The organism is Nocardia sp. CDC153 (assembly GCF_035818515.1).
GTDB lineage: Bacteria > Actinomycetota > Actinomycetes > Mycobacteriales > Mycobacteriaceae > Nocardia.
Genome location: NZ_JAYKYU010000001.1, coordinates 259,319 through 272,538, shown reverse-complemented (window position 1 = coordinate 272,538; position 13,220 = coordinate 259,319). Strand labels below are relative to the sequence as shown.

Below are 13,220 nucleotides of genomic sequence, written 5' to 3'. Positions count from 1 at the left end.
ACCCGGTCCAGCACCTCGACCTCGGTGACCGAGGTGATGGTCAGACCCGAGAAGGCCTGGGCCGCGGGCAGGATCACCTGCGACGCGCCCTCCGGGGTCTCCGGGTAGACGGTGCGCAGGGTCTCGTGTCGGGTCACCACGTCGGCGAAGGCGGCCGACAGGGCCTGGGCGTCCAGGTCGCCCGAGAGCCGCAGCGCGATCGGCACGTTGTAGGCGGTGGAGGTGCGGTCGAAGCGGTTGATGAACCACATGCGCTGCTGGGCCGGGGACAGCGGCAGCCGGTCCGGGCGCTCGCCCGCGACCAGCGCGGGCCGCCGCGCCTCCCCGGTGCCCGCCGCGATCAGCGCCGCGAGTGCGGCGACGGTCGGGACCTCGAACAGCGCGCGCACGCCGACCGTCGTCCCGAAGACCTCGCCGAGGCGGGCCGCGGCCTTGGCCGCGACCAGCGAGCTGCCGCCCAGGGCGAAGAAGTCGTCGTCCGCGCCGACCCGCTCGCGGCCGAGCAGTTCGGCGTAGACGTTGGCGACGAGTTCCTCGGCCACCGTGGCGGGCTGCCGGTACTCGGTGCCCGCGAAGGTCGGCGCGGGCAGGGCCGCGCGGTCGAGCTTGCCGTTGACGGTCAACGGGATTCGGTCGATCACGACCAGTGCGGCCGGGACCATGTGCTCGGGCAGCTGCCGGGCCGCCGCCGCGCGCAGGTCGGTGACCGAGAGCGCCGCGTCGGCCCGCGGGACCACATAGCCGATGATCCGGGCCTCGTCCACGGCGTCGTCGTGGCGCACGACGACCGCCGCCTCGCGCACGTCCGGATCGCGCAGCAGCACGGCCTCGATCTCGCCGAGTTCGACGCGGAAGCCGCGCAGGTTCACCTGCTGGTCGATGCGGCCCAGGTATTCCAGGTCGCCGTCGGCGGTCCAGCGCGCCAGATCGCCGGTGCGGTAGGCGGATTCGCCGGGTGCGCCGTACGGGTCGGCCACGAAGCGGCCGGCGGTGAGCGCCGCGCGATCGAGGTAGCCGCGGGCCAACTGTCCACCGGAGACATAGATTTCGCCGGGCACGCCCACCGGCACGGGGAGCAGTCGCGAATCCAGCACGCGCACGGTCAGTCCCGGCAGCGCGCCGCCGATCACGCTGGCGGCACCGGTGCCCGGGGTGATGGGCCGGTAGGAGACGTGCACCGTGGTCTCGGTGATGCCGTACATATTGATCAGGGCCGGGGCCTGCGGGTGGCGTTCGAACCAGCCCGAGAGCCGTTGCGGCTCCAGGGCTTCGCCGCCGAAGATCACGTAGCGCAGCGCCAGGTCGGTGTCGGCCTCGGCGTCGGCGGTGACGAGCTGATAGAACGCGGACGGCGTCTGGTTCAGCACGGTCACGCCCGCGCTGGCCAGCAGTTCGCGGAACTGTTGTGGCGAGCGCGAGGTGAAGTAGTCGACCACCACCACGGTGCCGCCGTACAGCAGCGCGCCCCACAGCTCCCACACCGAGAAGTCGAAGGCGTAGGAGTGGAACAGGGTCCACACGTCGTCGGGTCCGAAACCGAAGTGCCCCTGGGCATTGTCGAACAGGCGGATCACATTGCGGTGCGGGATCACCACGCCCTTGGGGCGACCGGTGGAACCCGAGGTGTAGATGACGTAGGCGGTGTCGGCCGGGCGCAGCGGCGCGCGGCGGTCACGATCGGTGACCGGGGTGGCGTCGTAGCCGTCCAGGCCGATGGTGTCGAGGTCGATGACCGGCCCACCGAACCAGCCGTGCGCCAGGCCCGCCGCACCGCTGGTGATCGCGCACACCGGGCGGGCGTCGTCGACGGTGTATTCGATGCGGTCGGCCGGGTAGTTGGGGTCGATGGGCAGATAGCCGCCGCCCGCCTTCACCACGGCCAGCAGGGCCACGGCCAGGTCCTCGGTGCGCGGAAGAGCCACGGCCACCAGGGATTCCGGTCCGACACCGGCCGCGATGAGGCAGCGCGCGAGTCGGTTGGAGCGGGTGTCGAGCTCGGCGTAGCTGAGCGTGACGGCACCGGCCCGGACGGCGGGTGCGGCCGGATCCAGCGCCGCGGCGGCCGCGAATCGGTCGGCGAGCGTGGTGAACTCTGCGATATCGGGACCGGTTCCGGACCACTCGTGCAGGACCCGGGCGCGTTCCTCGGTGCTGAGCAGCGCGATATCGCCGACCACCACGGTCGCGTCGGCGGCGACCGCCGAGAGCACCCGGTCGAAGCGATCCGCCAGGGCGGCGACCGTCTCGGCGTCGAAAAGGTCGACGGCGTAGGTGATCTCGATGTCCAGGCCGCCCGCGTGGCCGTCGGCGGCCCGGTTCTCGAGCACGGTGAACTGGAGATCGAACTTGGCCACCCCGGCGTCGAGGGGCTCCGGACGCACCGCCAACTCCGGCAGCTCCACCGTGGGCAGCTCGTAGTTGTGGAAGGTCAGGGCCACCTGGAACAGCGGGTGCCGGGCCTGCGAGCGGGCCGGGGACAGCACCTCGACGAGGCGCTCGAAGGGCACGTCCGCGTGCGAGAGCGCGGCGATATCGTCGGCGCGCACGGTGCGCAGCACGGTGTCGAAACCGGCGCGCGGATCGATCTCGCTGCGCAGCACCAGCGTATTGACGAACATGCCGACCAGGCCGTCGAGCGCCTGCTCGCCCCGGCCCGCGACCGGCGTGCCGATGGCGATATCGGTGCCGCCCGACACCCGGGCCAGCAGCACCGCCAGCGCCGCGTGCACGGTGGTGAACAGGGTGGTGTCGTGCTTGCGCGCCAATTCGCCCAGCTGGCTGTGCAGGTCGGCGTCGACGCTCATGCGGTGCACGCCGCCGCGCAGCGAGGCGACCGCCGGGCGGGGCCGGTCCGCGGGCAGGTCGTGCTGTTCGGGCAGCCCGGCCAGGCGCTGTCGCCAGAACTCCAACTGCCGGTAACCGAGGGTGGTCGGATCGGTGTCGTCACCGCGCCGCCGCGCCTCCCACAGGGTGTAGTCGGCGTACTGCACGGGCAGCGGCGTCCACGCGGGCGCGGTGCCCGCGCGTCGGGCCTGGTAGGCGAGCATGAGGTCGGTGGCCAGCGGGCCCAGCGAGAAGCCGTCCGCGCTGATGTGGTGCACCACCAGTACCAGCACGTGCTCGGTGTCGGAGGCGCTGAAAAGCGCAGCGCGCAACGGCGTTTCGCTGGTCAGATCGAAGCCGTAGGCGATCAGCTCGGCCACCCGGGCGGGGATCTCGTCCGCCGCGAGCCGTTCGGTGAGCAGCGTGGTCTCGACGGTCGGCAGCACCCGCTGCTCGGGTCCCTCGGGACCGTCGGGGTAGACGGTGCGCAGGGTTTCGTGCCGCCACACCACATCCCGCAGCGCGGCGTTCAGCACGGACTCGTCCAGCACGCCCGTGACGCGCAGGACCAGGGGGATATTGTCCGCCGCGCGGCCGGGGCCGTCGGCGTGGAAGCGGTTGAGGAACCAGATGCGCTGCTGTGCCGCCGACAGGGGCACCCGCTCCGGACGCGGGCGAGCGGTCAGAGGCAGGTGAGCGGCGCTGCCCGAGCGGGCCTGGGCCAGCGCGGCCAGCTCGGCAACCGTTGGGGCGTCGAACAATTCGCGCACCGACAGCTCGGCGTCCAACGCGCCGCCGATGCGGGCCACCGCCCGCGCGGCCAGCAGCGAGCTGCCGCCGAGGGAGAAGAAGTCGTCGTTCGCGCCGACCCGGTCGATGCCGAGCAGATCGGCGAAGACACCCGCCACGACCTCCTCGGCCATGGTCTCGGGAGCGCGGTAGACGGCGGTCTCGAACACCGGGGTCGGCAGCGCGGCCCGGTCGAGCTTGCCGGAGGCGGTGACCGGGAAGGCGTCGAGCACCACGAAGGCCGCCGGAATCATGTACCCCGGCAGCGCGCCAGCCAGCGCGAACTTGATCGCGTCCAGGTCGATCCCGGCATCGGGATCGCGCAGCAGGTAGGCCGCCAGCTGATCGCCCGCGTGCGGATCCGAACGGACCAGCACCACGGCCTGATTGACGCCCGGCTGCGCCAGCAGCGCCGCCTCGATCTCACCGAGCTCGATGCGCTGACCGCGCAGCTTGACCTGGAAGTCGGTGCGCCCCAGGTAGTTCAGCTCGCCGTCGGCACCCCAGGTGACCAGGTCGCCGGTGCGGTACATGCGCTCGGAGGTCCCGAACGGGTTGGCCACGAAGCGATCCGCCGACAGGTCGGGACGGCCCAGGTAGCAGCGGGCCAGCTGATCGCCCGCCAGGTACAGCTCGCCCGCGACACCCGGCGCGACCGGGTTCAGGCGCACATCCAGCACGTAGGCCCGGGTGTTCCACACCGGACGACCCATGGGCACGAACGCGGTGTCGGTGTCGACGACCTCGTGGTGGGTGACCTCCACGGCGGCCTCGGTGGGGCCGTACAGATTGTGCAGGCGCGCCCCGGTCAGCTCGCGCAGCCGGGTGGCCGCGCCGATCGGCAGCGCCTCGCCGGAGCAGAACACCTGCCGCAGGCCGGTGCACCGCGCCGCGGCGGGTTCGGTCACGAAGATCGCCAGCATGGACGGCACGAAGTGGGCGTGCGTGACCCCGGCCGCGCTGATCAGCTCGGCCAGGTACCTGGGGTCGCGATGCCCGTCCGGCGCGGCGATCACCAGGCGCGCGCCGATCTGCAAGGGCCAGAACAACTCCCACACCGACACGTCGAAGGTGACCGGGGTCTTCTGCAACACCGCGTCGGCGGCGGTCAGGCCGAATTGGGCCTGACCCCACACCAGGCGGTTCACCACCGCGGCGTGCGAGAGCGCCACGCCCTTGGGGCGGCCGGTCGAACCGGAGGTGAAGATGACGTAGCAGGTGTTCGAGTCCCGCAGCGGCGCACGGCGATCCGCGTCGGTGAGCGCGGTGGCGGCATAGCCGCCCAGGTCGAGTGCGTCGATCGCCAGCACCGGAATGTCGCGGGCGGTGGTGAATCCGTCGCGTTCGGTGGTGAGGACGAGCACCGGCTCGGCCGCGTCGAGCACGTGATCGGTGCGCAGCTCCGGCTGATCCGGATCCACCGGCACGTACGCGCCACCGGCGGCCAGGATCGCGTACATGCCCACCAGCAGCTCGGCGGACCGGCGAATGGCCAGCGCCACCCGGGATTCCGGGCCGACACCGGATTCGACCAGCTTGCGAGCCAGGCGGTGCACCCGGTCGGCGAACTCGCCGTAGGACAGCGTGGTCGCCTCGAACTCGAGGGCGGGCGCGCCCGGGCAGGTCAGGGCGCGGGCCTCGAACAGGGCGACCAGCGTCTTGGCGGGCACGTCCAGATCGACCGCGGTCGCGTTCCAGGTGCGCAACACGCGCTCGCGCTCATCGGCGGTGAGCAGGTCGATATCGCCGACCGGGCGCTCCGGGTCGGCGGCGACGGCCTCGAGCACCCGGTCCAGGCGACGCGCGAAGGTCGCGATGGTGGATTCGTCGAAAAGGTCGGTGGCGTAGGTGAATATGGCGTCCAGACCGCCCGCGTTCTCGGTCAGCGACAGCTGCAGGTCGAACTTGGCGATGCCGGGATCCAGATCGATGCGCGACGCGGTCAGCCCGTCCAGTTGCAGGCCGGTGTGCGCGGTGTTCTGGAGGTCCAGGGCCACCTGGAACAGCGGGTGCCGCGCCTGCGAGCGCATCGGGCTGAGCACCTCGACCAGACGCTCGAACGGCACGTCGGAGTGCGCGAAGGCCCGCAGGTCCGTCTCGCGCACCTGCGCCAGCAGCTCCCGGAAGGACCGGTGCGGCGCCACCTCGGTGCGCAGCACCAGGGTGTTGACGAACATGCCGACCAGCTCGTCGAGGGCCTGCTCACCGCGGCCCGCGACCACCGAGCCGATCGAAATGTCCGCGGTACCGGACAGTTTCGCGAGCAAGGTGGCGAAGGCCGCGTGCAGCGCCATGAAGACGGTGGCGTGATCGCGCTCGGCGAGTTCACGCAGCCGCGCGTACCGCGAGGCGGAGACCCCGAACCGGTACTGCGCGCCCCGACGGGTCGCCACGGCGGGACGCGGGCGATCGCCCGGCAGCTCCAAAGTCTCCGGCTGCCCGGACAATTCGGTGCGCCAGAAGCGAATCTGCGCCGCCAGCACCGATTCCGGATCGTCCTCCGAGCCGAGCAGCTCGCGCTGCCACAGCGTGTAGTCGGCGTACTGCACCGGCAGCGGCGTCCACGCGGGAGCCACGCCGCCGCGTCGAGAGGCGTAGGCCAGCATGAGATCCCGGGTCAGCGGCGCGATGGACCAGCCGTCGGCGGCGATGTGATGCACCGCCAGCACCAGCACGTGGGTCTCGGGCGCGATCATGAGCAGGGTCAGCCGTGCGGGCACGTGCTCGTCCACCGCGAACGGCAGCACCGCCAACTCGAAGATCCGCGCCCGCAGCCGCTCGGCCTCGATCGGCTCGGAAACCAGTGCGACACCGGACTTCTCGACCGGCAGCACCACCTGCCGGCCCACGCCGTCCACGGCCGGGTACACGGTGCGCAGCGTCTCGTGCCGCGCCACCACATCGGTGACCGCCGCCGCCAGCGCGTCCACGTCCAGCGGGCCGTCCAATCGCAGGGCGGCGACCAGATTGTCGGCGATGGAGCTGTTGTCGAAGCGGTTGAGGAACCACATGCGCTGCTGGGCGTAGGACAGCGGCACCATCTCGGGCCGCTCCCCCGCCACCAGCGGAGCGCGGCGGCCCGATCCGGCCAAGGCACCCAGCCGGGCCGCCAATTCGGCGACGCTGGACGCCTCGAACAGCAGGCGCACCGGCACCTGGGTGTCCAGGGCCGCGCCCAGGCGGGCCACCACCTGGGTGGCGATGAGCGAATTGCCGCCCAGTTCGAAGAAGTCGTCGTCCGCGCCGACACCCGCCGCGGCGGGCAGGTCGCGTCCGGCGGCACCGGCGGGCACCACCTCGGCGGCCGGGGCCAGACCCAGCACCTCGGCGAAGACCTCGGCCACCAGCACCTCGACCGGTGTTGCGGGAGCGCGGAATTCGCGGGCCGCGAAGACCGGCGCGGGCAGGGCGCGGTAGTCGAGCTTGCCGTTCACGGTCATCGGCAGGGCGTCGAGCACCGTGAAGGCCGCCGGAATCATGTACGCCGCCAGCCGTCCCGACAGCGCCGAGCGCACCTGCGCCACATCGATGTCGCCGGTGCTCGGTACCAGGTAGGCCACCAACTGGTCGCCGCGCGCGGCGTCGCGGTGCAGGGTCACCACGGCGGTGCGCACCTGCGGCAGGGCCGCCAGGGCCGCCTCGATCTCGCCGAGCTCGATGCGGAAACCGCGCAGCTTGACCTGGGTGTCATTGCGGCCCAGGTATTCCACGTCGCCGTCGGCGGTCCAGCGCACCAGATCGCCGGTGCGGTACATGCGTTCACCCGGCGACCACGGGCAGGCCACGAACCGGGCCGCGGTCAGGGCCGGGCGGTCCCGATAGCCGCGGGTGACCGGATTGCCCGCCACGTACAGTTCGCCGATCGCCCCGACCGGCACCGGCCGCAGGCGGCGATCGAGTACCCACTCCCGCGCCCCCGGCACCAGACGGCCGATGGTGACCGGCCGATCCGGGGACATGGGACCGGTGATGTTCACGACCACGGTGGCCTCGGTGGGTCCGTAGGCATTGATGAACTCGCGCCCCGCTTCGGTCCAGCGCCGCACCATCTCGGTGGCGAACGCCTCGCCGCCCACCGCGACGTGCGCCAGGGTCGGCACCTGCGCCGGATCGATGGTGCTCGCGCCGGACGGCGTCATGAAGACGTGGGTAACCCGCTGCGTGCGAATCACTTCGGCCAGTTCCGCGCCGATGTGCGCGCCGGTGGGCGCGACCACCAGGGTGGCGGCCGAGCGCAGGGCCAGCAGCAGCTCGCCGATCGAGACGTCGAACGAGGAGCTGGTGACATGCAGGACGCGCGCGTCGGCGGAGCCGGAGAAACGCTCGTACTGCGCCTCGGACAGACCGGCCAGTCCCGAATGGGTGACCACCACGCCCTTGGGCAGACCGGTCGAACCGGAGGTGTAGATGGAGTAGACGACATTCTGTGGGCGCAGCGGGCGCACCCGGTCCGCGTCGGTGATCGGGTCGCCCGCGAAAGCGGTGTACCGCTCGGTGAATCCGGCATCGTCGACGAGCAGCCAGGGCAGCGTGTCCGGCAGCGACTCCCGCACCGCGCCCAGGGACAGGCCGAGCACCGCGCCCGCGTCCCGCACGATGTAGGCGATGCGGTCGGCCGGGAAGGCCGGATCGACCGGCACCCAGGCCGCGCCGGTCTTGGCAATGGCCCACACCGCCACCAGGTACTCGATGGACCGCGGCAGGCTCACCGCCACCATGTCCTCGGGTCCGAGGCCGCGCGCGATGAGCATGCGCGCCAGGCGATTCGACGTGGCGTCCAGTTCGTTGTAGGTGAGCGCGATATCGCCCTCGACCAGGGCCGGATGGTCCGGCGCGGTGGCCACGGCGCTCGCCATGATCTCCGGCAGCAGACGGATGGACTCCACCGCTCCGCCGGAACGGGTTGTCAGATCGGCATATTCGTCCTCGGACAGCAGCGGCAGCGCGTCCACGGGGACGGAGGTATCGACGGTGACGGCCTCGAGCAGGCGCGTGAAACGGCGCGCGAGCACCTCGACGGTGACGGAATCGAAGAGATCCACCGCGAATTCGAACTCCGCGTGGATCCCCGCCGGTGCCGGACCTTCCCCGGGACCGGCACCGGCGAAGCTTTCGGTGACCGCGACCGAGAGGTCGAATTTGGTCACTCCGGTATCCAGCGTACCTGTCGTGGCAAGCAATCCGGGCAGTTCGAGGCTGATGTCTCCGGTGGCCGTAAACGACAATGCCACTTGGAACAGCGGGTGCCGCGCTTGCGAGCGGGGCGGATTCAGGACCTCCACGAGCTGCTCGAACGGAACATCGGCGTGCGCGAAGGCGGCCAGATCGGTGTCGCGGACCCGGCGAGCGAACTCGGCGAAGCTCGCGGCCGGATCGATCTCGGTGCGCAGCGGCAGCGTATTGACGAACATGCCGATCAGGTCGTCGAGTTCGCGCGCGCCGCGGCCGCCGACCGGCGTGCCGATGACAATGTCGGACACACCGGACAGACGCGACAGCAACACCGCCAGGGCGGCGTGCAACAGCATGAAGGTCGTAACACCCTCGGCCCGAGCGGTTTCCACGAGTCGGGTGTGCAGGTCGGCGGGCAGCTCGACGGCCACCTTCGCGCCGCGGCCGGTCGCGATGGCCGGACGCGGGCGGTCGGTCGGGAGTTCCAGCAGGTCGGGCGCGCCCGCCAGGGTCTCGCGCCAGAAGTCCAGCTGACGGGACAGCAGCGAGTCCGCGTCCTCGGCCACGCCGAGGCGATCACGCTGCCACAGCGTGTAATCCGCGTACTGGACCGCCAGCGGCTGCCAGCCCGGGGCCCGGCCCTCGGCGCGCGCGAGGTAGGCGGTGATCAGGTCGCGGGCCAGGATCGGCAGCGAGAGACCGTCGGCGGCAATGTGGTGCAGCACGATGGCGATGGCGTATTCGGGGACGTCCAGATCGGCCGCGTCCACCGAAACAGGACCGCCCAGTCCGCAATCCGAGGCGACGGCACCGGTCACGGTGAACAGTCGTGCACGGAACGGGATCTCGTGCTCGAGGTCGAAACCGCGGGCCGCGAAGGCGCGCAGTCGCTCGTCCAGATCGTCGGCGTCGATCGTCTCCCGTTCCACGGGGTCGATCGCCTCCACCACGGGCAGCACCCGCTGATACGCGAAACCGGTTGTAGTCGAGGGGAATACGGTGCGCAGCACCTCGTGCCGGTCCAGCACGTCGGCCAGCGCCGACCGCATGGCCGACTCGTCGGCCGCACCGCGCAGCCGCACCACGAACGGCATGTTGTAGCTCGCGCTGGCGGTGTCGAAACGGTTCAGGAACCAGATGCGCTGCTGCGCCGGGGACAGCGGCAGCGGCTCGGGGCGCTCGCGCCGCACCAGGGCGACCGCGCTGCCCGCGGCCGCGTCGGCATCGCGGAACTGGGCGTCGATCACGGTGGCCAGCTCGGACACGCTGGTGGCGCTGAACATTTCGCGCACCGACAGGTGGGAGCCGAGCTCGGCGTTCAGGCGCGCGGCCACCTGGGTGGCGATCAGGCTGTTGCCGCCGAGCGCGAAGAAGTCGTCGGTGCGGCCCACCTCGGGCGCGCCCAGCACCTCGGCGAACACCCGGGCCACGGCGCGTTCGGTCACGGTGGCCGGAGCCTCGTAGCGCGCCGCCACCCGCACCAGCTCGGGCAGGGCGGCCCGATCCAATTTGCCGGAGGCATTGACCGGCAGGGCCTCGAGCACCATGTACGCGCTCGGCACCATATAGCCCGGCAGGGCCCGCGCCGCCGCGGCCTTCAGCCTGGTCGTATCGAATTCCGCGGGCGCGACCACGTAGGCCACCAGCTGCTCGTCGCGCACGATCACCACCGCGCGGGACACGCCGTCCACGCCCGCCAGCACCGTCTCGATCTCGCCGAGTTCGATGCGCAGGCCGCGGACCTTCACCTGGAAATCGGTGCGGCCCAGGTACTCCAGCTCGCCATTGTCGGTCCAGCTGACCAGGTCGCCAGTGCGGTACATGGCCGCACCGGGCGCGCCGAACGGGTTGGCCACGAAACGCTCGGCCGTCAGACCGGGACGCCCCACGTAGCCCCGGGCGAGCTGTACCCCCGACAGATACAGCTCACCCGGGGTGCCCACGGGAACCGGCCGCAGGCGTGCGTCGAGCACGTACAGCCGGGTATTGAACACCGGTGCTCCGATGGGCACGGCAACGGTGTCCGCGGCGGTCACCTCGTGGAAGGTGACATCGACCGCAGCTTCGGTGGGGCCGTAGAGATTGTGCAGCGACGCGCCGGTCAGCGCGCGCAGCCGCTGCGCGGTCGGACCGGGCAGCGCCTCACCGGAGGCGAAGACGTGACGCAGCGAATCGAGTTCGGCCCCGGTGGCTTCCAGCTCGGCCACGAAGGCGTCCAGCATGGAGGGCACGAAATGCGCCGTGGTGACGCCGTATTTGGCGATGGCGGCGCGCAGGTAGGCGGGATCGCGGTGGCCGTCGGGCTGGGCCAGCACCAGCGTCGCGCCGATCTGCAACGGCCAGAAGAACTCCCACACCGACACGTCGAAGGTGGCGGGCGTCTTCTGCAACACCACATCGGTATCGGCGAGCCGGTAGGTGCGCTGCATCCACACCAGGCGGTTCACGATCGCGGCATGGGTCACCGCCACGCCCTTGGGGCGGCCGGTCGAGCCCGAGGTGAAGATGACGTAGGCCGTGTTCGAGGGGCGCAGCGGAGCCACTCGCTCGGCATCGGTCACCGGGGTGGCCGCGTATCCGGCCAGCGCGTCACCGGCCAGCTCGTCCAGATCCAGTGTGGTGACCGAGGTTTCGGGGCTGTCGGCTGCGGTGGTCAACAGCAGCGCGGGCGAGGCCGTCTTGAGAATGTGGGCGATGCGCTCGGCCGGATGATCCGGATCCAGCGGCACGTAGGCCGCGCCCGCGGCCTGCACGGCGTACATCGCGACCACCAGCTCCGGCGACCGGCGCAGATGCAGCGCGACCAGCGACTCGGGGCCGACTCCCAGCGAGATCAGATGGCGGGCAAGCCGATTCACCCGCTCGGCGAACGCGCCATAGGTGAGATCGCGTTCGGGTTCACCGGCGAAGCGCACGGCCGGGGCCGACGGGGTGCGGGCGGCCCGCGCGTCGAACATCGACACCAGCGTCGCCGCCTCGTCCACCGGATGCGCGGTGTCGTTCCACAGGCGCAGCACCACATCGCGTTCCAGCACGGTGCAGACGTCCACGCCGGCGACCGGCGCGGCCGCGTCCAGGTCGACCAGCCGCTCCAGGAAATTCACGAAACGCCGGTGATGCCGGATGGTCTCGGCGCTGGAGTAGAGGTTCGGATTGACCTCGAGGTCCAGATGGATGCGGTCGTTCTCGCCGTAGATGAGATTGAGGCTCATGTCCTCGACCGGGCTCGAGGACAGCAGGTGCAGGCGCGCCTTGATATCCCCGAACTCCAGCTGCGGGTGGAACAGCATGATGTTGACCATCGGGCCGAACAGGCCGCGCGCGGCCGGGCTGCCCTGCTGTTCGGCGTCGCGGTGAATGTCCTCGTGCCGGTAGCGCTGATGCCGCAGCGCGCCCGAGATCTCCACCCGCGCCGACTTCAGCAGTTCGCCCCAGGTGGTGTCCGCGCCGACGGCGATGCGCAGCGGGACGATATTCGACAGCATGCCCGTCGAGCGCCGCATGACGGCGGTGGTGCGCGCCGTGACCGGCAGGCTCAGCACCGCCTCGTCCTTGCCGGTGAGCCGGGCCAGGTACGCCGCGAAGGCCGCGACGACAACTCCGGCCAGTCCCGAATCGTGCTGCGCGCCAACCTCTTCGATCCGCCGCTGCAGCTGCTCGGGCAGGGCCGCGTCGTAGTGCATATTGCCCGCGCGCGGCGGGGCGGTGCGTCCCTTGAGGGTGGTGGGCCCGTCCAGCCCGGCGGTGCGCTCGGCCCAGTGCGCGCGGTCGGTCTGGAATCGGCTGCTCTCGCGATAGGCCAGCTCGGAGTCGACCAGCTCCCGCAGCGTGCCGACCTTGACCGTCTCGGGTTCCAGGCCGCGCCGCAGCGCGGTGTAGCGCCGCGCCGACCACTGCATGGTGTTCATGGCGGCATAGCCGTCGCCCACGATGTGATGGCCGACCACGAACCAGAACCAGCGCCGGTCGGCGACGCGAATGAGGGTGGGCGCGAAGAGCATGTCGACGTCGGTGAGCACGTCCACCGGCCGCACGATCTGCGTGCGCATCCATTCGTGCGCGGCGGCAACGGGATCGGCTTCCGAGCGCAGATCCATCAGCGTGGTGTTGTGGCCCGCGGTCGGGTCGATGTACTGGAAGGGCTGGCCGTCGATCTCGACGAAGCGCAGCTGGGAGGTGCGCCAGAGCGGCACGCCGTCGTCGGAGACCCGCAGCAGCAGCTCGACATCGAAATCGCCTTCGATATCGACGTATTGGGCCATGGTCAGGGGGACATCCGGGTTCAGCAGCTGCGCGTACCAGACGCCGAGCTGTGCGGGTCCGAGGGGAAACGGCGCTGTGATCTCGGGAGACGACGCTGAGATCTCCGACGGCGGAACGTCCTTCGGTCGCAGACCACTCGAGTCCGTACCCTGCACCAGAGCCTCCCTTGTCAT

The 13,220-nt window shown here is 71.1% G+C and carries 1 protein-coding gene (cut by a window edge); it reads right to left on the bottom strand.

Going from position 1 to position 13,220, the window contains the following annotated elements:
- Positions 1 to 13,220, bottom strand: partial view of a non-ribosomal peptide synthase/polyketide synthase gene (locus tag VMT65_RS01345; protein WP_326306053.1) — the 5' portion only. The gene continues 4,663 nt to the left of window position 1, outside the view; the window shows 13,220 of its 17,883 coding nt (coding positions 1–13,220); it begins with the start codon at positions 13,218 to 13,220; its stop codon lies beyond the left edge, outside the window.